Origin of the sequence: Flavobacterium sp., from assembly GCF_035299005.1 — a bacterium.
In the GTDB taxonomy this organism is placed as follows: Bacteria; Bacteroidota; Bacteroidia; order Flavobacteriales; family Flavobacteriaceae; genus Flavobacterium.
Genome location: NZ_DATGXL010000007.1, coordinates 1 through 24,361 on the forward strand (window position 1 = coordinate 1; position 24,361 = coordinate 24,361).

Genomic DNA, 24,361 nt, shown 5'->3' on the forward strand with positions numbered 1-24,361 from the left:
TATGGTAATTCCAGCTGATCTAACAGCAGAATGTAACTCAATTCCAACAGCAGCGGTGATTACTGCTTCGGATAATTGTGATAGCAACATTACTGTTGTTTTCTCTGAAACAACTTCAGCTGGTGTTTGTCCTAATTCGTATACTTTAATTCGTACTTGGAGTGCTACTGATGTTTGTGGAAATTCGGTTTCTGATTCGCAAGTAATTACAGTGCAAGACACCACTGCGCCAACATTTGATATGGTAATTCCAGCTGATCTAACAGCAGAATGTAACTCAATTCCAACAGCAGCGGTGATTACTGCTTCGGATAATTGTGATAGCAACATTACTGTTTTTTTCTCTGAAACAACTTCAGCTGGTGTTTGTTCTAATTCGTATACTTTAACTCGTACTTGGAGTGCTACTGATGTTTGTGGAAACTCGGTTTCTGATTCGCAAGTAATTACAGTGCAAGATACCACTGCTCCAATATTTACAAGTGAGTTGCCAAATGATATTAGTATTTCATGTGATGCTATTCCTGAGGCGCAAACATTATACGCAACAGATTCTTGTGATAATGAAGTAACAATTTCTGTGACTGATACATTTAATACAGAAAATTCAAATTGTGCTGGTCAATACATAATTATAAGAACATGGACAGCAACAGATGATTGTAAAAATAGTGTAAGCTATTCTCAAACTATTACTGTTTCAGATACAACTGCACCAACTATTGTCACGCCTTTAGAAGCTATTATCAATGTTAGTTGTTCAGAAATACCTGAAATTCAAATTCCTGAGTTTACAGATAATTGTTCAGGAGTATTAGAAGTAATTCATAATGAAACAACAAGCACTATTTCAGTGTATCAATACAGCATTACACATGAATGGATTGTATCAGATAATTGTGGAAATGAGGCAACCTTTTCTCAAATTATTAATGTAATCGTAGAAGAACCATTTGATGCTATTCCATATGCAATTTGTACAGAAGAGGAGCCTATAAATTTATTTACTATATTAGACGATTCAATTCCTACAAATGGAACTTGGATAGAGATTACAAATTCGGGTGGTTTAGCCGGAAATGTTTTTAACCCTGAAAATGTTCAGCTTGGCTATTATACATTACAATATATTGTTTCACAAGAAGATAGCAATTGTCCGATGATATTTGAAATTTATCTTAATGTTAATGATGATTGTGTGGTTTTAGCAGCATGTGATATTACCGTTTATAATGCAGTTTCACCAAATGATGATGAATCAAACGAAATATTATTAATTGATGGTATTGAATGTTACCCTGATAATACTGTTGAAATATACAACCGTTGGGGAATATTAGTTTATGATGAACAAGGCTATGACAATGCACTAAAATCTTTTAAAGGTAAATCGGAAGGTAGAAATACATTTAATAAAAACGAACTTTTACCAGATGGAACTTATTTCTATATTTTGAAATATACGGATGAAGAAAATAAAAAGCATGATAAATCAGGTTATTTATACCTTAACCGTTAAGAATTGAATTATGGTAACTAAAAATATGAACATGATGAAAATATATATAACTATAATTTGTACATTCATTTTACATGGGTTGATCTATTGTCAACAGGATTCTCAATATACCCAATATATGTATAACACAGCTAATGTTAATCCTGCCTATGCAGGATCAAGAGGAACTTTGACAGCTTTTCTTCTACATAGAAATCAATGGGTAGGTTTAGATGGAGCGCCTGTAACAAATAATTTTACCGTAAATTCTCCTCTAGGTGATTCAAATTTTGGTATTGGAATTTCTTTTACAAACGATAAAATTGGACCAACTTCTGAAAACGAAATTTCTGCTGATTTAGCTTATTTTATTCAAATTTCTGAAAACTATAAATTATCACTTGGATTAAAAGGAACCGCTAACCTATTCAACTTAGATGTAAATAAATTAACCATTTATGATCCATTAGATCCACAATTTCAAAACGTAGACACCGAATTTTCACCCAACGTTGGTGCTGGATTATATTTATTTTCTGAAAATACATATGTTGGCTTGTCAGTTCCTAATTTTTTTGAAAGTTATCGTTATAACGACAATAATGTTGCCATCACAAAAGAAAAAATGCACTTTTACTTTATAGCAGGTCATGTTTTTGAACTAAATCCAAACTTAAAATTCAAACCAGCATTATTAACAAAAGTAGTTGATGGTTCGCCTTTACAGGCAGATATTACGGCTAATTTCTTATTATTTGATAAATTAACACTTGGAGCAGCTTATCGATGGGATGCTGCTGTGAGTGGATTAGCTGGATTTCAAATTTCGGATTCTTGGTTTATTGGATATGGTTATGATATGGAAACCACTAAATTAGCTAGATATAATTCAGGCTCACACGAAATATTCCTTCGTTATGAACTTTTCAATAGAACAAGAATTTCTGCACCTAGATTCTTTTAAAAGATATGATTATGAAAGCAAAATATACTTTAATTTTACTTATAGGCATAACAATTTCAGCCTTTGGACAATCGTCTAAATTAAAAACTGCCGATAAAAAATACGAGACTTTTTCCTATATCGATGCTATTGAGATTTATGAAAAAGTAGCTGAAAAAGGTTATAAATCTGCTGATTTATTTCAAAAGTTAGGAAACGCTTATTATTTTAATGGTGAACTAGATAAAGCCGCCAAATGGTATGGTGATTTATTTGCGCTTAATGAAGAAGTAGATGCAGAATACTATTTTAGATATGCACAAGCTTTAAAATCTCAAGAAAAATATGATAAAGCCAATGAGTATATGGAACTCTTTAATCAAAAAACCAATGACAACAGAGGGAAATTATTTGCCCAAAACAAAGATTATGTAGCTAATATTGATGCTGTTTCAGGAAAATACACAATGGATAAAACAGAAATTAACTCTGAATTTTATGACTATGGACCATCTTTTTGGGGCAATCAAATTGTGTTTACATCTTCTCGAAGTGAAGGAAACTCTTCTGCAAGAATCCACGATTGGACCAATCAAAATTTTACAGATTTATTTATAACCACAATAGATAATAACGGAAAATTAGGAGGAGTTGAAAATTTTTCAAAAGAAATTAATACCAAATTTAATGAGTCATCCCCTATTTTTACTAAAGATGGTAAAACAATGTATTTTACCAGAAACAATTATAATAATGGTAAAAAAGGAAAAAGTGATGATAAAGTTAGTATTCTTGAAAAAATTTATAAAGCCGAACTCATCAATAACGTGTGGACAAATATTACTGAACTTCCCTTTTGCAATGACAATTATAAAACAGCGCATCCAGCTTTGAGTCCTGATGAAAAAACAATGTATTTTGCTTCTGATATGCCTGGAAGCTATGGAATGTCAGATTTGTACAAAGTAACAATAGATTCAGATGGGAATTTTGGAACACCCGAAAATCTAGGAACTACAATTAATACAGAAGGAAGAGAAACTTTTCCTTTTATCGACGCTGATAATACTCTATTCTTTGCATCTGATGGTCATCCAGGTTTAGGAGGTTTAGATATATTTGAAAGTAAATTAGAGAACAAACAATATTCAAAACCGCAAAATATTGGGAAACCAATTAATAGTTCAAAAGATGATTTTGGCTACATAAATAAAGGAAAACTTGGTTTCTTTACATCCAACAGAGAAGGTGGAACTGGATTTGATGATATTTACACTTTTACTATTTGTACACATACTTTAAGTGGACTAATTAAAGATATTGACAATGAACAAATATTACCGAATTCAAAAGTTGTTTTGTTTGATGAAAACATGAATAGAATTAATGAAACAACATCTTCAGATAAAGGTTATTATGAATTCAAATTAGATTGTAATAAAAAATATTTTATTAGAGCATCTAAAGAAGAATATGAGACCGCTGAAAAAACATTCAATCCTGTAACAACTTCTGGAAAATCGGAGTTAGATATAGCATTAAAACGTAATATAATTCCAATTGAAAAAGGAACCGATTTAGCAAAAGTATTGAATATCAGCATCATTTATTTCGATTTAGACAAATGGAATATTCGCCCTGATGCAGCAGAAGATTTAGAAAAAATTATTGCGGTAATGAAACAATACCCTACCATGGTAGTTGACATTCGTTCGCATACCGATAGTCGTCAAACGCATCAATACAATGAATTACTTTCAGATAGAAGAGCTAAATCTACATTAGAGTTTATGGTAAAAAATGGTATCGAGCGAAACCGATTAACTGCAAAAGGATATGGAGAAAGCCAATTATTAAACAACTGCTCTGACGGTATTGCATGTAGCGAAGAAGAACACCAAAAAAACAGACGAAGTGAATTCATTGTCATAAAAATGTAAACCCTAAACCACACAAAGCGAGCAGCTATTTTCTTTATAAAATGGCTGCTTTTTTATGTAAAAAAAGTTGTATATATTTGAGTTAATTTATAAGTCATAAAGCATTTTAAAAGACAACACAACAACAATGATAAACCAACAATTGAAAAGGCTTATTGACCTAATTTATGGAACAGGACGAGTAAGACGAAAGTTTGAACTTGACAATCCAAACGAAAAAGTTTTGGCGGCACACGGGTTTTGAGATATTACTGAACTTACGGTTGCTATTTTAGTATTCTTGGAGAATAAGTAGATATCTACAATTCTACCTTTCAAAAAAAATCTTTAGATAGTTTTTTTACATGCAACTTGCAAGCGTTAACCTTATTTAACTACAAAAAAAGCAGCCATTCTTTCAAACAGCTGCTTTTTTTATAAACAAACATGAAATCTTATTTTTTAATAAACATATTGGTATAGTATTTTTTACCATCGGCATCCATTTTAATTGATGCTCCAAAATGTGTGTAGTTGCCTTCTAAATTTGCTTTATGACTTGGACTGTTTACCCAAGCTGCCACTGTAGATTGTGCTGACGAATAAGCATAGGCAACGTTTTCTCCTACTCTTGCAGCACCAAGTACTTCTTGTAAATTAGCTTTTCTTTCTTCAAATCCATCATGATTTACATCGTGTATAGCAATCATATATTCATTATGCTCATTAGATTTGTATGAAATGTGCTCTATAATTTGCAATGTATTTAATCCAATAGATACTCTGTAGGCATTTACTTCGTCTAATAATTCCAATTCAGCAGCTGAATGTGTGTAGTTTTTTTCAGTTTCATTTGAGCTAGAAACACTTTCAGAATCTGATGAACATGAGGTCAAAAATGGTAGGGAGATTGTAAGGGTAAAAAGGGTGATCATTATTTTTTTCATAATTTCCTTGTTTAAGAAACACTTTTTCAAAAATAAATAATCGACTAAGTGTTTGATTTACAAGACAAATGTACGTAATCGTCGATAACATGCAAATAAAATCGATGAAATACATTAAAATTTAACATATTAACATCTTGTAATTCAAATACTTACAATTTTACTTACAAAAAATAAAAAATCCCATCAAAATTTGACAGGATCTATATATAATGATATAAAAAAATGATAATCAAGGTGATAATCGATCTATTTTCCAGTTATAATCTTCTTGCAATTGATATCTTATTCTATCATGTAAACGATTAGGACGACCTTGCCAAAATTCTACTTCAATAGGTCTAACAATAAAACCGCCCCAATGTGCCGGACGAAGTATTTCTTTTCCTTCAAAATCTTTTTCCAATTTTTTCAAATTATTTTCTAAAAATGTTCTATCAGGAATCACATCACTCTGTGGGGAAACTATAGCTCCAAGTTTACTACCATCTGGTCTAGACGCAAAATAATTATCTGAAATAACTGCAGTAGTTTTTTCGGCAATCCCTTTTATAATAATTTGACGTTCAACTGTAGGCCAAAAAAATGATAAACAAACATTTGGATTATTTAAAATTGCTTTCCCTTTTTCAGAGTTATAATTTGTATAAAAAATAAAACCTTCCTCATTGAATTTTTTAAGCAAAACCACTCTGGATTTTGGAAATCCATCCAAACCTATAGTTGAAACGGTCATTGCATTTACTTCATCTGCAGCATTTAATTCTTCTACTTCGTAAAACCATCTATGAAATAGATTTATTGGGTCTTCTGGAATTTGATTTTCCAGTAACTCGCTCTTTTCATAGGATTTTCTGTAATTACTTAAATCTTTCATCTTTCTATTATAGAATTTGGAAATACTAAAATACGAATTCTTTGCCATCATCGGCTAAAAGTACGTTCTCAAAAACAGTTTGTGCTTCTGTTTTAAATGGCTCAATCGAACCATATCTAGTGGAATAATGTCCTAAAATTAATTGCTTGACATTAGCTAACTTGGCAATTTGAGCAGCTTCTTTTGCTGTGGTGTGTTTAGTTTTCTCGGTATAATGCGCTTCTGAATCTAGAAAAGTTGCTTCATGATACAATACATCTACATCTTTTATAATCGGTACAATCGATTCATCATACAAAGTATCACTGCAAAAAGCATAACTCATTGTAGCATCTGGAGGCAATGAAAGCAGTTCATTATCAATTACTTCACCCGAATCTAAGGTTACATTTCCACCCGACTTGATTTTGTCAAAATAGCATTTTTCAATTTTATATTTTGCAACAGCTTCAATATTCAAATGACGTTTTCCAACTTTTTCCTGAAACAAAAATCCGTTCGTATATACACGATGGTTTAACGGAATAGTTTTTACTACTACAGTATCATCTTCAAAAATAACTTCACTATTTGTAGCTTCTAATTCGTGAAAATATAAATTATATCCAGTAAACGAACCCGAAGCGCGTAATTGCAATAAAATAATTTCTTTGATTCCTTTCGGACCATAAACGTGCAAATCATTCTCGCGATTTAGTAACATAAAAGTGGAAATTAAACCAATTAAGCCATAAAAATGATCGCCATGCAAATGCGAAATAAAAATATGATTAATACGTGAAAACTTGATTTTATGCTTGCGTAATTGCACTTGAGTTCCTTCACCACAATCGATTAGAAACAAATGATTTTTCATTTCTAAAACTTGTGATGTTGGATTAGTTATGGTTCTTGGGGTTGCTGCGTAACAGCCAAGTATGTTTAGTTTCAAGGTTAAAAAGTTTCAAGTTTCAGGTTTCAAGTTTTTCTTCCAACTTCCATCACCCAGTATCCATCATTAAAATCCTAAATCGCGTTCAATTTCGTCCATTTCAATCATGTCGTGTGCTTCTAAAACAGAAGGGACTACATTCAAATAATTAGGTACTTTGTCAAAATCAACGGCATCAGAAACAATAATCATTGATTTTTTTGCTTTTTTATGATTTTTAGCCAATTCTTTAAAATGAACCAAATCTCCATTAGAAATTGCATTATCATGCGACAAATCTAAAATTAAATTTTGACCTTGAAACACATGATATTCATTAGTGATTTTGCCTACAAAAACTTCCACATTATTTTGTGTGTCTTTAATTATTGTAGTATGTCCTTTTTGATCGACTTTCATTTTAATTGCTTTACGATTTTTTCGAATTGCTAATATATCAATTAATTCTTAATCTTACTAGCTAATAGATAAATCACTGCCATACGAACCGCTACTCCATTTTCCACCTGATTCAAAATTACTGATTGTTGTGAATCGGCAACATCTGAAGTAATTTCAACTCCTCTGTTAATTGGTCCTGGATGCATGATTACGATTTCTTTATTTAGCGAATCTAATAATTCTTTGGTTACACCATATTGTTGGGTATATTCTCTTGTGGATGGAAAATAACTTACATCTAAACGCTCATTTTGAACACGCAACATATTGGCTACATCACACCATTCTAAAGCTTTACGTAAATTTGGTTCAACTGTTACTCCAAGTGATTCAATATATTTCGGAATCAATGTTTTTGGTCCGCACACTTTTACTTCTGCGCCTTGCATCTGTAAAGCAAAGATATTTGATAAAGCAACTCTTGAATGTAAAATATCACCTACGATTACGATTTTCTTTCCACCTACATTACCTAATTTTTCTCTAATCGTAAAACTATCTAATAATGCTTGGGTTGGATGCTCGTGAGCTCCATCTCCTGCATTTACAATACTTGCTTTGACATTTTGTGATAAAAAATGTGCTGCTCCAGGACTACTGTGACGCATTACCACCATATCCACTTTCATTGATAAAATGTTGTTTACCGTATCTATCAAAGTTTCTCCTTTTTTTACCGAAGATTGTGCTGCTGAAAAACTAATAACATCCGCCGACAAACGTTTTTGTGCTAATTCAAATGATAATTTAGTTCTAGTACTATTTTCAAAGAAGATATTGGCAATCGTAACATCTCTAAGTGATGGGACTTTTTTAATAGGTCGATTGATTACTTCTTTAAACTGATCAGCAGTTTCAAAGATTAAATCGATATCTTGCTTGGTAATGTGTTTTATTCCGATTAAATGATTTACTGATAATTCTTTCATTTATATGAAGTTGTGTGTTTGTAGTTATGTTATTTTGTAATTAGGTAAACAGCATCTTCTCCATCATTCTCAAGCCATTTTACTAAAACTTTCTCATTGTTTATGGCATCTACTTGTCTTCCTCGATAATCAGGTTGAATAGGTAAATGACGGCTAAATCTTCTGTCAATTAAAGTTAATAATTCTACTTCTGATGGTCTTCCGAAGGATTGAATAGCTGTTAAAGCGGCATTGATACTTCTTCCGGTATATAAAACATCATCAATAAAAACCACTTTTTTATCTTCTACTAAAAAATCAATTTGGGTTTTATTAGCTTCTAATGGTTTTTCACCTCTTCTGAAATCATCACGAAAGAAGGTAATGTCCAAAAATCCCAATTGAATATTAGAAACTTGGTATTCTGATTCTAAAATTTGTTTGATTCTTTGTGCTAAAAATTTACCTCGAGGTTGTAAACCGATTAGGATAGTATTTGAGAAATCTAAATGATTTTCAATGAGTTGACAAGCTAATCGATGCAAGATAACGTGTACTTCTTTTGAAGTGAGCAAAATTTTTTGACTCATAGTGAAGTTAATTTAATTACAAATTTAAAATTAAAAATTAAGGAATAAAAAAAAAGGACAATTATTAATTATCCTTTTTCATGGTTATTTTTATTTTAGCCAAAATCTTGCATATTTCAAGAGCATCTTCTAACAAACTATTTGCTTCATTTTCATTCAAATAATCTGTTTCTTTCAATAATTTTATCCAATATACTGTTTCTCTCGACTCTTTATAGGAAATACTTATTTTTGAAATGAAATCAGCATTTGATTGACCTCCAATTGCTTCTTCAATATTTGCTCCAATACTCGTGGCGCTTCTCAAAAATTGCTTAGATAAAACGAATTCTTTTTTTTCTTGCGTTAAAAATTTATAAGCATTAATTGCTCTTACTGCAAAAGTAAATGACTTTTGTTGTATAATATTTTCTTTTATACTCATTAATTTTTAATTCAAAATTTTTAATTTATTTACGAATACATTTTTTGTCTTAATTCTTTGATTTTGTCATCTTCTAAATATTCATCAAATGTCATGTATCTGTCGATGGCACCATTTGGTGTTAATTCTAAGATTCTGTTGGCAACTGTTTGTGCAAACTCATGGTCATGTGTTGTAAATAAAACCGAACCTTTGAAATTATTTAATGAATTATTGAAAGCCGTAATCGATTCTAAGTCCAAGTGATTCGTTGGTTCGTCTAACATTAAAACGTTAGCTCTAATCATCATCATTCTTGACAACATACAACGTACTTTTTCTCCTCCCGATAACACGTTACATTTTTTTAAGGCTTCTTCTCCAGAGAAGATCATTTTTCCTAAGAATCCACGAACATATACTTCATCGCGTTCTTCTTCTGTTTTTGCCCATTGACGTAACCAATCAACTAAGTTTAAATCTACATTATCAAAAAACTCATGATTTTCAACTGGTAAATAGGATTGTGTTGTGGTAATTCCCCAATCAAAGGTACCTGCATCTGGTTTCATTTTATTATTTAAGATTTCATAAAATGCAGTTGTTGCTCTAGAATCTTTTGAAAAAACTACAATTTTATCACCTTTAGCCATGTTTAAATCTACATTTTTAAACAAAGTTTCTCCATCTATTGAAGCTGCTAAATTTTGTACATTTAAAATTTGATCTCCTGCTTCTCTTTCTGTATCAAAAATAATGGCTGGGTATCTTCTGCTAGAAGGTTTTATCTCGTCTAAATTTAATTTTTCAATCATTTTTTTACGAGAAGTAGCTTGTTTTGATTTGGCCACATTCGCACTAAAACGACGTATAAATTCTTCTAACTCGGCTTTTTTCTCTTCAGCTTTCTTATTTTGTTGTGCTTTCTGACGGGCAGCTAATTGCGAAGATTCGTACCAAAACGTATAATTTCCAGAATAATGTGTAATTTTTCCAAAATCAATATCTGAAACATGAGTACAAACTGCGTCTAAAAAGTGACGGTCGTGCGAAACCACTAAAACCGTATTTTCATAATTTGCTAAGAAATTTTCTAACCAACCAATGGTTTCAAAATCCAAGTCATTGGTAGGCTCATCCATAATTAACACATCTGGATTTCCAAATAAAGCTTGTGCTAATAATACGCGAACTTTTAGTTTTCCGTCCAAATCACCCATTAAGGTGTAATGATGCTCTGCTCCTATTTCTAAGTTAGATAACATGGTGGCTGCATCACTTTCTGCATTCCAGCCGTTCATTTCATCAAACTGCAATTGCAATTCTCCGATTCTGTTTGCATTTTCATCTGTATAATCGGCATATAAAGCATCCATTTCAGATTTGATAGCATGTAATACTTTATTTCCCATCAAAACTGTTTCTAAAACAGTATATTCGTCAAATAAATTGTGATTTTGGTTTAAAACCGACATACGTTTTCCTGGCTCAAGAATAACTCTTCCTGATGTTGGCTCCATTTCACCCGCAATGATTTTCATGAAAGTAGATTTTCCAGCACCATTAGCTCCAATGATTCCGTAGCAGTTACCTTGCGTGAAGGTTGTATTTACTTCATCGAATAAAATTCGTTTCCCAAATTGAACCGATAAATTTGAAACTGTTAACATTTTTGTATTTTTTTATAAAACTGTTGCAAAAGTAGTAAAAATAGTAGATTTTTGAACGCTTTATTTAGAATAAATATAGGTTTATTTTAACTGAACATTAACAAGCTAGTTTGAATATATCCAATACATTTGTTTTAGAAATTAATAATCTATTGAATGATTAAGAATTACATAAAATATTTTTTGCCCCTATCTATTGTTGTTTTCTCTACTTTAACCTCTTGTAAAAAGGCATTTGAAGCAGAAAATTATGTTGCATATTTTGGTGGCGAAGTACAAAATCCACAGTCAAAATTTGTGCTGTTTCTTAAAGATAACGAAGTTATTGATACTATTTATTTAGACAAGAATAACCGGTTCATGCACAAGTTTGATTCTTTAGCTCCTGGTTTATATACTTTTAAACATGAGCCTGAATATCAATATGTTTATTTTGATAAAAACGATAGTTTGATGGTTAGAATGAATGCATTTGACTTTGATAACTCAATTGTTTTTTGTGGTCGTGGCGACGAAAAAAACAATTTCTTAATGGAAATGTATCTTAAAAATGAAGAAGATAAAGCTACAATGTTTGATGTTTTTGACCGAAATGTAAAATCTTTTATAAAGAATATTGATTCAAGTTTTGCAATTCGTAAATCGTTTTATTTAAAACGACGAGCTGAAATTGGTTGGGATGAAAACTTTGATGCAGTTGCAAAAGCTAGTTTAGATTTTCATCACATCACTAAAAAAGAAATCTATCCTTACGCACACCAATTTAGAACAGGTGAAAATATTAGAACTTCATTGCCGTCTGACTATTATACACACAGAAAAGAAGTTGACTTTGAAAATAATGATTTAACTAATTTTTCTCCTTTTATTAAATATGTTAGTGTAATGTTGAATAATATTGCTTTTGAAAAAAACAAAGGTAATATTGATGAAAACTCAATAGAAAATAATATTGAGAAACTAAATATTACCGATACACTGATTAAAAACAAGAAGGTAAAAAATGTAGTACTTAATAATGTTGCTCTTATGTACTTGTTAGAAGATCAAAACATGTACAATAATCAAAAATTTATTGAGCGATACTTACAACTTTCAACAGATAAAGAACAACAAAAAGAAGTTACCGAGATTTATAATTCAGTGCAAAATTTAAAAGTTGGCAATCATTTACCAATTATTGATCTTGTTGATGCCAACAATCAAAGAGTAGATTTAAAGGCTACAATTACAAAACCAACTGTACTTTACTTTTGGACAACTCATGCAGAATCACACTTAGTAATTGCTCATGATAAAATTAAAGAGTTAAAAGAAAAATATCCAAACTATAATTTCATCGCTATTAATATTGATGATACACAGCCAAACTGGAATAATGCCTTAAAGAAATATAAACTTAGTTCTACAAATGAATTGCATGCAGTAAATTTTGAAGCAATTAGAAAGAAATGGGTAATCACAAAAGTACATAGAATCATTATTTTAAATGCTGATGGTACAATAAAAAATGGCTTTGCAAATTTATTTGACGTGAATTTTGAAAACAATCTAAAATAAAAAAAGCGTTCTGAATTTCAGAACGCTTTTTTCTTATTATATTAATTAGGAATTATTTATTCCCTTTTTCATAATCTGCAATAAATTGAGCAATTCCAATATCAGTTAAAGGATGTTTTAATAATCCTGTAATTGATGATAAAGGTCCAGTCATAACATCAGCACCAATTTTAGCACAATTAATCACGTGCATTGTGTGACGTACAGAAGCTGCTAAAATTTGAGTTTCGAATCCATAGTTATCATAAATTTGACGAATTTCATCAATCAAATTTAAACCATCTGTAGAAACGTCATCTAATCTTCCTAAAAAAGGCGAACAATACGTTGCTCCCGCTTTTGCAGCTAATAAAGCTTGTCCTGCAGAGAAAATTAAGGTTACATTGGTTTTAATTCCTTTATCAGAGAAATATTTACATGCTTTTACACCTTCTTTAGTCATTGGCAATTTAACTACGATTTGTTCGTGTAATTCAGCTAACTCCTCACCTTCTCTGATCATGCCTTCTAGATCCATTGCATTTACTTCTGCACTTACATCTCCGTCAACAATGTTACAAATGTCTACGTAATGTTTTAGAATATTGTTTTTTCCTGTAATGCCTTCTTTAGCCATTAACGATGGGTTTGTAGTAACACCATCTAAAATTCCTAATTCTTGTGCTTCTTTAATTTGCTCTAAATTAGCTGTGTCAATAAAAAATTTCATCTTTTTTAAATTTTAAAGTATTGTGTGTTGTTTTGAAATGCAAAAGTAAGAAATCAAAATGCAATGGCAATGACAATTTCAAAAATCAATTTCAAAAACAAAATAATTCATTTAAACAATTGATATTGAAGTTGATATTGAATTTTGATATTGTTAAAGCTTATAATGATTCATCAACATTTTCTCATATACCGTATCAGGCAAAATACGTTTTAAAACAATGGAAAACTTTTGCATGAAAGCTCCTACTTTATAATGTACTTTTGGTTTATCAGTTTCAATGATAGCGAAAATTGCTTCTGCCATTTCGTTTGGATTACTTCCACTGTCAACGTGCGAATCCATCTCTTTTAAGGTGTTTCCATAAGGAACTTCGTAAGCCGAACCTTTGACAACCGGCGCATGATAACGTCCTGCTGCAATATTAGTGGCAAAATCGCCTGGAGCTACATTTGTAATTTGGATTCCGAATGATTTCACTTCCATTCGTAAAGCTTCTGTAATTAATTCTAAAGCGCCTTTTGAAGCCGAATAAATCCCACGATAAGGCAATCCCATATAACCAGCAATAGAGGTAATATTAATAATCAAACCAGATTTTTGGGCACGCATTTGTGGTAAAACCGCTTTCATCACTTCGATTGGACCAAATAAATTTATATCAAAATTATTTCTAATTTCTTCGGTTGGAATTTCTTCTATTGGCCCCGTAATTCCTACTCCTGCATTATTAATCACAATATCCAATCGTCCAGATTTTTGAATAACTTCAGCCACGCAATTCACAATACTTTGCTTATCGCGAACATCCAAAGCTACTAATGGAAATGTCGAATTGGTGATTTTTTCTGGATTTCGACTTGTACCATATACCACAAAACCTTTTTGATGTAAAAACTCGCCAATAGATTTTCCAATTCCAGAGGAACCACCAGTAATTAATACTACTTTGCTCATTATATTATATTTGAATTGCAAATGTATTTAAAAAAATCACAACAAACTATACCAATTAAATAAGAAGAAATCATAACTTTTTTCATAATTTTTAATACATTAGCACTCTCAAATTATTCAATACTAAATCATGAAAAATACAGCGTTAACGCACATTCACGAAAGTTTAGGAGCTAAAATGGTTCCATTTGCAGGATACAATATGCCTGTTCAATATGAAGGAGTAAATGCAGAACACGAAATCGTTAGAAATGGCGTAGGCGTTTTTGATGTTTCTCACATGGGAGAATTTTTCTTAAAAGGAGAAAATGCATTAGCATTAATTCAAAAAGTAACTTCAAATGATGCTTCTAAATTAGTAGATGGAAAGGCACAATATTCTTGTTTACCAAATAATGAAGGCGGAATTGTTGACGATTTAATCGTATATAAAATAGCTAACAATCATTATATGTTGGTTGTAAATGCGTCAAATATTGAAAAAGATTGGAATTGGATTTCGTCTCATAATGACTTAGGGGTTGATATGCAAAACCTTTCAGATGACTATTCGTTGTTAGCAATTCAAGGACCAAAAGCTGCTGAAGCAATGCAATCATTAACATCAATTGATTTAACAAATATGGGATATTATACATTCCAAATTGGTGATTTTGCAGGCAAAAGTGATGTAATTATTTCAGCAACTGGATATACTGGTTCTGGCGGATTTGAAATTTATTTTAAAAACGAAGACGCAGAATACATTTGGAATAAAGTTTTTGAAGCGGGTGAAGCATTTGGTATTAAACCAATAGGATTAGCTGCTCGTGATACATTACGTTTAGAAATGGGATTCTGCTTATATGGAAATGATATCAACGACACTACATCTCCTTTAGAAGCTGGATTAGGATGGATTACTAAATTTGATAAGGAATTTACCAATTCTGAAAATCTTAAAAAGCAAAAAGAAGCTGGTGTTTCTAAAAAATTAGTTGGTTTTGAAATGATTGAAAGAGGAATTCCTCGTCATGACTATGAAATTGCTGATGCAGCTGGAAATGTTTTAGGAATTGTAACTTCTGGAACACAATCACCATCCATGGGAATTGCTATTGGAATGGGATATGTACCAACAGCTTTAGCTACTCCAGATTCTGAAATTTATATCAGAATTAGAAACAAAGACATTAAAGCGAAAGTGGTTAAAATGCCTTTTTATAAAAAATAATCGCTTTTAATGACAAGATTCTTCTATTTCGCAGTGCTTTTTCAGTGTGGCCTTTTTGCTCAAAACGCTGAAAAAGCCTGTGTTACAATTAAAAAAATAAACACCTTACTCAAAGAAAATCATTATAAACCTAAAGTCATTGATGATAGTCTTTCTGTATTTGTTTACGATAATTTTTTGGAGTATTTAGATGAAGAAAAAATATTATTTACTGAAACAGAAATTTCAAAATTAAAAAAACATCGACTTAAAATTGATAACTACATTATTGATAAAGATTGTTCTTTTTTAGATGAAATTGCAAACACTTATAAAACTGCTTTACAAAGAACGCTTTCAGTAGTTGAAGGACTTGAAAAACAAAGTATTATATTGAATACTAAAGATACTTTGTTTTTTACTAAAAAAAATATTCGCTATTTAAAAGATGATGTCGATGTAAAACGTTTTATAAAAAAGAAGATTACCTACGAAATACTTATTGATATTGCACAACAAAGCAAAAATAAAGACTCTCTAACCGCAAATTTTACAACAATTTCCGAAACATCTAGAGCTAAAATATTTGAAAATTATAAATGCAAACTTAATGGTTTAATAAAAGAAGAAACAACTTTCTATAGCTCTTTTTTAAGCAGCTTTTATGTTGTGTACACTAATTTTTTTGACCCACACACTACTTATCTTTCATACAATGATAAGGTTAATTTCATTTCATCCGTAAGTGCTGATAATAGCTCAATTGGAATTCTTTTTCAATTAGACGATAAAGACAATGTAGTTGTTGCAGAAATTATTCCTGGAAGCCCTGCTTTTGATGTACATAAAATTGACACTGGCGATCAATTATTAAAAGTGAAACACAAAAGAGATGAATTTTACAGTAACTGTGCTTCTTTAGAAAAAATTTCAGAATTGCTTTCATCAGATAACTTCAAAACATTAGAGATTACTTTAAGAAAGAAAAATGGAGAAGTTTTTACAGTTTCATTAGAAAAAAGAATCATGAAAGCTACAGGAAATCTTGTTTATAGTTATGTAATTGAAAATGTAGATAAAAAAGTTGGCTACATAAAAATTCCAAGTTTTTATAATGATGAAAATGGCACCAATACACTTTCAAATGATGTGGCAAGAGAAATTATTAAACTTCAAGAAGATAAAGTTAGCGGTATCATAATTGACTTAGATGATAACGGTGGTGGTAGTGTAACTGAAGCAATGAAATTAGTAGGAATGTTTATAGACATTGGCCCAATTGCTATCATGAACGATAAGTTTAATAATATAGAAACATTAAAAGATTATAATCGTGGTGTGGTGTATAATGGACCACTGGTTGTTATTGTTAATGGGTTTTCAGCATCTGCAAGTGAATTTTTTGCGAATGCAATTCAAGATTATAACAGAGGAATTATTGTTGGTAATCCAACTTATGGAAAAGCATCAATGCAAAGTATAATTCCTTTTGAAGAAACCTATTCAAATCAAGATTTTGTAAAAATTACAGGTCAAAAATTTTATCGCATTACTGGGAAAAGTAGTCAAAAAGAAGGTGTAATTCCATCTATAAAATTACCTTATCTCTTTAATGATTTAATGCCTAGAGAATCCTCTTCTAAAAATGTATTAGAAAATGATACTATTGTTCCTAAATTAAGTTTTAAAAAATGCCCAAACGATTTTTCTAAAGCTATTGAAAACAGTTCAATTAGAATCAAAAACAATCCTTATTTTACTGAAATTGAAAATTTAAATAAGGACATCTATAACTTTGTAAATGAAGAAAGAAAACCTTTATTATTAAAATTTAGTACAGTTTTTGATGAAGTGCACAAATCAGATAAATTATATACTGAAACAGAAAAAATTAGCGCAAAAACTTTTGGTTTACTTATTAAAAATAATTCATCGGATATCGAAAAAATAAAATTTGACGAATATCTCAAAAAAGATAACTCAGAAAAAATCAAACTCATTGATACAAATGGTCGCATTTATGAAGCCGTAAATATTATACATGATTTAACTCACTAATAACTCAATTATGAAAAACATTTCTTTTCTACTTGTTTGTTTCTTATTGACAGCAAACAACTTATTTTCCCAAGATTTCAAAACACCTGTAGAATACCTCAATTACATTAGTAAAGAAGAAGATGCAATTTCTAAAAACATGTGGAAATACACCAAAACAATTGCACATTCTAAAAGCGCTCGAAAAATTGATGCTACTAGAAAAAACTTGGTAAAAAGTATTCAATTAGCTAAAGCCAATATTGCTAAACTTAAAAATGGTTACAAAGGAGACACTGAATATAAAGATCAAGTAATCAACTATTTGTCTGTATCTGAAATTATTATCAATGAAGATTATAGCAAAATTGTTGATATGCAAGAAGTTGCAGAACAATCTTATGATTTTATGGAAGCCTACATTATGACTAGAGATTTAGTAAATGCTAGAATGGATAAAGAACACGAAGTGGTGGTAGCTGGACAAAAAAAGTTTGCCGAAAAATATAATATTACACTAACAGAAGGTGATTCTGAATTAGGCAAGAAAATGAAATTATCAAATGAAGTTTTTTCATACCATACTGAACTTTTTCTAGTTTTCTTTAAATGCAATATTACAGATATAATGCTTTTAAAAGCAGTAGAACAAAAAGATATCGCAGGTATTCAGCAAAATGCTAGTTCACTCCTACTATATGCTGATGAAGGTTTACAAAAATTAACTCAAATGCAACCCTTTAAAAAAGATGCTACACTATTAGAAAGCACTAAAAAAAGTTTAGAAATGTATAAAAAGGTGGCTAATGAATATGCTCCTGAGGTTATTAATTTCTTATTGTTCAATACAAAATTTGAAGAAACTAAAACTTCTTTAGAGAGAAAATCTGATAAAGACAGAACAAAAGAAGAAATAGACAACTTTAATCAAATGGTTAAAGACATCAATAAAAAAGTCAACGATTACAATAAAATGAATACCAAATTCAATCAAGATAAAAACAACATGATCAATCAATGGAATGCTAGTGGTGACCAATTTATTTCTCGTCATGTTCCAAATGATTAATTTCTTGTTCAAACAATAAAAAAGTTTAATTTTGCCAAGAATTTAATAAATCACAATTTCTAACAAGAAACATACAATACAAAATGGGAAGAGCGTTTGAATTTAGAAAAGCCCGCAAAATGAAACGTTGGTCAGCAATGGCAAAAACGTTTACACGCATTGGAAAAGACATTGTAATGGCCGTTAAAGAAGGCGGACCAAATCCTGAAACTAACTCACGATTAAGAGCAGTTATACAAAATGCCAAAGCTGCAAATATGCCAAAAGATAACGTAGAACGCGCTATCAAAAAAGCATCGGACAAAGACACCGCTAACTTTAAAGAAGTACTGTTTGAAGGCTATGCACCACATGGAATTGCAATTTTAATTGAAACAGCTACGGACAACAATAACAGAACTGTAGCAAACATTAGAAGTTACTTCAACAAATGCAACGGAACATTTGGAACACAAGGTTCGGTAGAATTTATGTTTGACCATACCTGTAATTTTAGAATTCCAGCAGAAGGACAAGATGTAGAAGAATTAGAATTAGAAATGATTGACTTTGGTGTAGAAGAAATTTTTGCTGATGAAGATGGTATTTTAATGTATGCTCCTTTTGAAAGTTTTGGTGCTATCCAAAAAGAATTAGAATCTCGTGGATTAGAAATCTTATCTTCTGGATTTGAAAGAATTCCACAAGTAACAAAAGAATTAACACCAGAACAAGTGGCTGATGTTGAAAAACTTTTAGAAAAAATTGAAGAAGACGATGACGTTATGAACGTATATCATACGATGCAAGAAAGCGCTGAGTAATCTTTTTTTTTTAATATAATACTTGAAAACTCCGACACTTCTCGGAGTTTTTTTTATATTTGGTTCAAACAAAAAATCATTCAATGAAAAAAATTCAATTTATTCTATTTTGTTGCAGCTTTATATTTTTCTGCAATTTTGGAACCGCTCAAAACAAGGATTGCAAAAAGTTTAAAAATGGAACATTTAAATTAGTAGATAAAAACTCTGGAACAACCTACATTATAAAACGTAAAGGTGATATTCAATATGAAGAAATTGAAGGAGATTCTAAACAATTTAGCTTTCACATTAAATGGATTAATGATTGTAAATACACTGTTTTGCCAACCAAAGAAACAATGGATTATGATGCAAGGTTTGCTGGATTATTAGTTATTGAAATTATTGAAGTTCGTGATAAATCATATATTATGAGAGCTACTATACCAGATAATCCTGACTTTGTAAAAGAAAATGAAATGATACTAATAGAATAAAAAAATAAAAGCTATTGATTTTGAATCAATAGCTTTTATTTTTAATTCTCTATATTAATCTTCAATATCTATTTGAAAACTATTTAAAAAAGCAATCGATTTTTCAATATCATAATGCAAAATTCTATCTTCTGAAACAAATGGAACTTCGTCACGATACGATTTTACAAAACTTTCTATAAACTCACTCGATTTTAAAGGTCTTCTAAATTCTAATGCCTGTGATGCGTTTAACAACTCTATTGCTAAAATTCGTTCTAGATTATCAACAATGCGTAATGTTTTTGTTGCTGCGTTAGCTCCCATACTCACATGATCTTCTTGTCCGTTTGAAGAAACAATACTATCAATGCTTGCTGGTGTTGCTAATTGTTTATTTTGACTAGCAATACTTGCTGCAGTATATTGAGGAATCATAAACCCTGAATTTAAACCAGGATCGTTTACTAAAAAAGCAGGCAATCCTCTTAATCCAGAAATTAATTGATATGTTCTTCGCTCTGAAATACTTCCCAGCTCAGATAAAGCGATTCCTAAAAAATCTAAAGCTAGAGCTAAAGGTTGCCCATGAAAATTTCCACCAGAAATAATTAAATCTTCTCCTACAAATACATTTGGATTATCTGTTACCGAATTTACTTCTGTACGAAATACTCTTTTCACATAATCAATGGCATCTTTTGAAGCACCATGCACTTGTGGAACACATCTAAACGAATATGGATCTTGAACATGTACTTTTGGTTGTGCAATGATTTCACTGTCTTCTAAAATATCTCTAAAAAATTCAGCCGTTTTAATTTGTCCTTTATGAGGTCTTATCAAATGTATTAAATCTGTAAAAGGTTCTATTCTTCCATCAAATCCTTCTAATGAAATTGCAGCAATAACATCTGCTAAATAAGACAACTTACATGATTTAAGCAACGTGTAAACACCATATGCACTCATAAATTGCGTTCCATTTAGTAAAGCTAAACCTTCTTTAGATTGCAAAACAATTGGTTGCCATCCCATTTTTTCCAAAACTTTACTTGCTGGTTGTCTAAATCCATCAAAATATACTTCGCCTTCACCTAATAAAGGCAACGACAAATGTGCTAAAGGTGCTAAATCACCAGATGCACCCAAAGAACCTTGTGTGTAAATTACTGGAAAAATATCATTATTGTAAAAATCAATCAAACGGTCAACAGTTATTAATTGTACTCCAGAATGTCCATAACTTAAAGACTGTATTTTAAGTAATAACATTATTTTTACAATCTCACTTGGTACTTCCTCCCCCGTTCCACACGCATGCGATTTTACAAGATTTTCTTGAAGTTTTGATAAATTTTCATTGGAAATCTTCACATTGCATAACGATCCAAATCCTGTATTAATTCCATATATGGGACCATTGTGTGATTGCATTTTATCATCTAAATACTTTCTGCACTTTTCAATATTAACTCTTGCTTCTTCCGATAAAGCTAATTTTTGTCCTTGAAAAATAATTTCATTGATTTTTTCTAAAGAAAGTAAATCAGAACTGATATAATGTATGGTTTCCATTGTAAAATTTTAAAGTCCAAAATTCCGTAAACCAACCTAAAAAAGCAAATATTACTTTTACTATTTTCAAGATTAATATGTGATATAATGAAAATACTGCAAAAAATGACATCTTGTCAGTGTGTTTTTTACTGACAAAACAAATATCCTGACATTTTCAATATAAATTAGAGTTGGCACAATCCTTGAATTAGTGACATCGAGTTTAAAATTGAAATTTAAAATCTAACTAGTATAAAAATGAGTAAAATTATTGGAATCGACTTAGGAACAACCAACTCTTGTGTGGCTGTTATGGAAGGTGGAGAACCTGTTGTAATTGCAAATGCAGAAGGAAAAAGAACAACACCATCTGTAATTGCTTTTGTAGAAGGTGGTGAAATTAAAGTTGGAGATCCGGCAAAAAGACAAGCAGTTACTAACCCAACAAAAACGATTGCTTCTATCAAACGTTTTATGGGTAACAAGTACACTGAGAGTGCAAAAGAAGCTTCAACTGTAGCTTACAAAGTGGTAAAAGGTGACAACGATACACCACGTGTTGATATCGATGGTCGTTTATATACTCCACAAGAATTGTCTGCAATGACACTTCAAAAAATGAAAAAAACAGCTGAAGACTATTTAGGTCACTCAGTTTCTGAAGCAGTAATTACTGTTCCTGCATACTTTAACGATGCACAACGTCAAGCTACAAAAGAAGCTGGTGAAATTGCTGGTTTAAAAGTAATGCGCATCATCAATGAGCCTACAGCAGCAGCTTTAGCTTATGGATTAGACAAACAAGGTAAAGACCAAAAAATCGCAGTTTACGATTTAGGTGGTGGTACTTTTGATATCTCAATCTTAGAATTAGGAGACGGGGTTTTTGAAGTATTATCTACAAATGGAGATACACACTTAGGAGGTGACGATTTTGACCAAGTAATTATAGATTGGTTAGCTAACGAATTCAATGCTACAGAAGGTGTTGACTTACGTAAAGATCCAATGGCATTACAACGTTTAAAAGAAGCAGCTGAAAAAGCAAAAATTGAATTATCAGCTTCTACTCAAACAGAAATCAATTTACCATACGTTACAGCTACGGCTTCTGGACCAAAACACTTAGTACAAACATTAACTAGAGCTAAATTTGAACAATTAGCTGAATCTTTAGTAAAACGTTCAATGGAACCAGTTGCTAAAGCTTTAAAAGATGCTGGTTTATCAGTTTCTGATATTGATGAAGTTATTTTAGTAGGTGGTTCAACTCGTATCCCAGTTATTCAAGAGCAAGTTGAAAAATTCTTCAACAAAAAACCATCAAAAGGAGTAAATCCTGATGAAGTAGTAGCAATTGGAGCTGCTATTCAAGGTGGAGTTTTAACTGGTGAAGTAAAAGACGTATTATTATTAGACGTTACTCCACTTTCATTAGGTATTGAAACTATGGGAAGTGTTATGACAAAATTAATTGAGTCTAACACAACTATCCCAACAAGAAAATCGCAAGTTTTCTCAACTGCAGCTGATAATCAACCATCGGTAGAAATCCATGTTTTACAAGGAGAAAGACCAATGGCAAATGATAATAAAACAATTGGTCGTTTCCATTTAGATGGTATTCCACCTGCACCAAGAGGAGTTCCTCAAATTGAGGTAACTTTTGATATCGATGCTAATGGTATCATCAAAGTATCAGCTACTGATAAAGGAACAGGAAAATCGCATGATATTCGTATTGAAGCTTCTTCAGGATTAACTCCAGAAGAAATTGAAAAAATGAAAAAAGATGCTGAAATGAATGCTGAAGCTGACAAATTAGCTAAAGAAAGAGCAGACAAGTTAAACGAAGCTGATTCAATGATTTTCCAAACAGAAAGTCAATTAAAAGAAATTGGTGATAAATTAACTGCTGAACACAAAACAGCTATTGAATTTGCTTTAACTGAGTTGAAAATGGCTCACCAAAATCAAGATTTAGAAGCTATTCAAAAAGGTTTAGACAATGTAAATGCAGCATGGAAAACAGCTACAGAAGAAATGTATAAATCTCAAGAACAAGGAGCTTCTCAAGCTGAACCACAAGCAAACACTTCAGGAGACCAAACGCAAGATGTAGATTTCGAAGAAGTGAAATAATCTACAAATTGTAAATAATTTAAAAACCGAGTCAGCAATGATTCGGTTTTTTTATTTAATAATAATTCCTATGTATTTTTTTGTATATTAGGAACTTAATTCAACAACCTACTATTATGAAAAAAGTCTTTCTATTTCTTGCATTGGTACTAATTTCAACTGCTACATTTGCTCAAAAATCAAAATCAAAAACTACTACAACCAAAAAAATTGTTCTAGCTACGGCAGATAATGTTACAGCAGAAATAATTACCCTAAATAAAGAAAAAAAAGTAGTTCTATTTGTGAAAAACACTAGTAAAATTGATACTTTAGAAATAAAAAAAATTACTACACCTGATTTTAAACCTTCCAGTTTTACACTAAAAAGTTATACCACAAATGGAAAAAAATTCTATCATATAAACTGGAAAGAAGAAATTAAAGTAGATACCAAATTAAAAAAAGAAAATGGAGTTGTAACTGAAGATCAACTTTGGGACATCGAAAGCAAAACATTATTGCTTGGTAACGTACACAAAGCATCTCATATCAAAGAAACAGTTTTTTTAGATGCAAATAAAACCGCTTCACATGATGTAGAAAAAAACAGAAGTGAAGGTTTTGAATTTATGCTTAATGCAGATGGAAGCTTTAATTTAAAAACAAAAACACAAAATAGTGTATATGTATATAATGCAACTTCTGCTAAATATGAAATTAAAGGAGCTCCAAAAAAGAAAAAGTAATATGCATGCATAATATTTT

At 30.9% G+C, this 24,361-nt stretch carries 22 protein-coding genes; 11 read left to right on the forward strand and 11 right to left on the reverse strand.

The window, feature by feature from the left end; genetic code table 11:
* From VK164_RS04395 to VK164_RS04405, 3 genes are all read left to right on the forward strand, one after another.
* Positions 1-1,519, forward strand: a 1,519-nt coding sequence (locus VK164_RS04395; RefSeq protein WP_324208193.1) for a gliding motility-associated C-terminal domain-containing protein, incomplete at its 5' end; no start/stop codon positions are given.
* A gap of 10 nt (positions 1,520-1,529) precedes the next feature.
* On the forward strand, positions 1,530-2,462 hold the full coding sequence (locus tag VK164_RS04400; protein WP_414655539.1) for a PorP/SprF family type IX secretion system membrane protein: 933 nt from the start codon (positions 1,530-1,532) through the stop codon (positions 2,460-2,462).
* Positions 2,463-2,473: 11 nt separating this feature from the next.
* Positions 2,474-4,381 carry an OmpA family protein gene (locus VK164_RS04405; protein ID WP_324208194.1) on the forward strand — a complete coding sequence of 636 codons (1,908 nt, stop codon included), beginning with the start codon at positions 2,474-2,476 and terminating at the stop codon, positions 4,379-4,381.
* Positions 4,382-4,815: 434 nt separating this feature from the next.
* Here the strand turns inward: VK164_RS04405 and VK164_RS04410 are convergent, their stop codons facing one another.
* From VK164_RS04410 to VK164_RS04445, 8 genes are all read right to left on the reverse strand, one after another.
* Complete coding sequence (locus tag VK164_RS04410; protein ID WP_324208195.1) at positions 4,816-5,307, reverse strand: CAP domain-containing protein; 492 nt, start codon at positions 5,305-5,307, stop codon at positions 4,816-4,818.
* Between the two features lie 232 nt (positions 5,308-5,539).
* The gene (gene pdxH / locus VK164_RS04415) at positions 5,540-6,184 is read right to left on the reverse strand and encodes a pyridoxamine 5'-phosphate oxidase (RefSeq protein ID WP_324208196.1); all 645 of its coding nucleotides are present in this window, start codon (positions 6,182-6,184) and stop codon (positions 5,540-5,542) included.
* Positions 6,185-6,209: 25 nt separating this feature from the next.
* Entirely contained in the window at positions 6,210-7,115 is a 906-nt protein-coding gene (locus VK164_RS04420) for a ribonuclease Z (RefSeq protein WP_324208197.1), read from the reverse strand.
* A gap of 66 nt (positions 7,116-7,181) precedes the next feature.
* Positions 7,182-7,514, reverse strand: a complete 333-nt coding sequence (locus tag VK164_RS04425; RefSeq protein WP_324208198.1) for a ribonuclease Z — start codon at positions 7,512-7,514, stop codon at positions 7,182-7,184.
* A 41-nt stretch (positions 7,515-7,555) separates the two neighbouring features.
* Positions 7,556-8,485 (reverse strand): aspartate carbamoyltransferase catalytic subunit, encoded by a 930-nt coding sequence (locus tag VK164_RS04430; protein WP_324208199.1) that lies wholly within the window; start codon positions 8,483-8,485, stop codon positions 7,556-7,558.
* A gap of 29 nt (positions 8,486-8,514) precedes the next feature.
* Positions 8,515-9,054, reverse strand: coding sequence for a bifunctional pyr operon transcriptional regulator/uracil phosphoribosyltransferase PyrR (gene pyrR / locus VK164_RS04435; protein ID WP_324208200.1), 540 nt, complete (start codon positions 9,052-9,054; stop codon positions 8,515-8,517).
* 64 nt (positions 9,055-9,118) lie between these two features.
* On the reverse strand, positions 9,119-9,478 hold the full coding sequence (locus VK164_RS04440) for a four helix bundle protein (RefSeq protein WP_414655540.1): 360 nt from the start codon (positions 9,476-9,478) through the stop codon (positions 9,119-9,121).
* Between the two features lie 29 nt (positions 9,479-9,507).
* On the reverse strand, positions 9,508-11,127 hold the full coding sequence (locus tag VK164_RS04445; RefSeq protein ID WP_324208201.1) for an ABC-F family ATP-binding cassette domain-containing protein: 1,620 nt from the start codon (positions 11,125-11,127) through the stop codon (positions 9,508-9,510).
* A gap of 156 nt (positions 11,128-11,283) precedes the next feature.
* On the opposite strand from VK164_RS04445, the gene VK164_RS04450 reads away from it, so the two are divergent.
* Positions 11,284-12,687, forward strand: coding sequence for a thioredoxin family protein (locus VK164_RS04450; protein WP_324208202.1), 1,404 nt, complete (start codon positions 11,284-11,286; stop codon positions 12,685-12,687).
* 52 nt (positions 12,688-12,739) lie between these two features.
* On the opposite strand, the gene fsa is transcribed toward VK164_RS04450, so the two are convergent.
* The gene (gene fsa / locus VK164_RS04455) at positions 12,740-13,396 is read right to left on the reverse strand and encodes a fructose-6-phosphate aldolase (RefSeq protein WP_008257736.1); all 657 of its coding nucleotides are present in this window, start codon (positions 13,394-13,396) and stop codon (positions 12,740-12,742) included.
* 153 nt (positions 13,397-13,549) lie between these two features.
* The gene (locus VK164_RS04460; protein ID WP_324208203.1) at positions 13,550-14,353 is read right to left on the reverse strand and encodes an SDR family oxidoreductase; all 804 of its coding nucleotides are present in this window, start codon (positions 14,351-14,353) and stop codon (positions 13,550-13,552) included.
* 130 nt (positions 14,354-14,483) lie between these two features.
* Here VK164_RS04460 and gcvT point away from each other — a divergent pair, with 130 nt between their 5' ends.
* From gcvT to VK164_RS04485, 5 genes are all read left to right on the forward strand, one after another.
* Positions 14,484-15,566, forward strand: coding sequence for a glycine cleavage system aminomethyltransferase GcvT (gene gcvT, locus VK164_RS04465; RefSeq protein WP_324208204.1), 1,083 nt, complete (start codon positions 14,484-14,486; stop codon positions 15,564-15,566).
* Between the two features lie 9 nt (positions 15,567-15,575).
* Positions 15,576-17,603: a S41 family peptidase gene (locus VK164_RS04470; protein ID WP_324208205.1), complete on the forward strand. Its 2,028-nt coding sequence runs from the start codon at positions 15,576-15,578 to the stop codon at positions 17,601-17,603.
* Positions 17,604-17,613: 10 nt separating this feature from the next.
* Complete coding sequence (locus VK164_RS04475) at positions 17,614-18,651, forward strand: LIC11966 family surface protein (RefSeq protein ID WP_166236042.1); 1,038 nt, start codon at positions 17,614-17,616, stop codon at positions 18,649-18,651.
* An 83-nt stretch (positions 18,652-18,734) separates the two neighbouring features.
* Positions 18,735-19,454 carry a YebC/PmpR family DNA-binding transcriptional regulator gene (locus VK164_RS04480; RefSeq protein ID WP_324208206.1) on the forward strand — a complete coding sequence of 240 codons (720 nt, stop codon included), beginning with the start codon at positions 18,735-18,737 and terminating at the stop codon, positions 19,452-19,454.
* An 83-nt stretch (positions 19,455-19,537) separates the two neighbouring features.
* Positions 19,538-19,933: a hypothetical protein gene (locus VK164_RS04485; protein ID WP_324208207.1), complete on the forward strand. Its 396-nt coding sequence runs from the start codon at positions 19,538-19,540 to the stop codon at positions 19,931-19,933.
* 54 nt (positions 19,934-19,987) lie between these two features.
* On the opposite strand, the gene hutH is transcribed toward VK164_RS04485, so the two are convergent.
* Positions 19,988-21,490, reverse strand: coding sequence for a histidine ammonia-lyase (gene hutH / locus VK164_RS04490; RefSeq protein WP_324208208.1), 1,503 nt, complete (start codon positions 21,488-21,490; stop codon positions 19,988-19,990).
* Positions 21,491-21,730: 240 nt separating this feature from the next.
* Here hutH and dnaK point away from each other — a divergent pair, with 240 nt between their 5' ends.
* Positions 21,731-23,614: a molecular chaperone DnaK gene (gene dnaK / locus VK164_RS04495; protein ID WP_324208209.1), complete on the forward strand. Its 1,884-nt coding sequence runs from the start codon at positions 21,731-21,733 to the stop codon at positions 23,612-23,614.
* A 116-nt stretch (positions 23,615-23,730) separates the two neighbouring features.
* Entirely contained in the window at positions 23,731-24,342 is a 612-nt protein-coding gene (locus VK164_RS04500; protein WP_324208210.1) for a hypothetical protein, read from the forward strand.
* Positions 24,343-24,361: the final 19 nt, after the last annotated feature.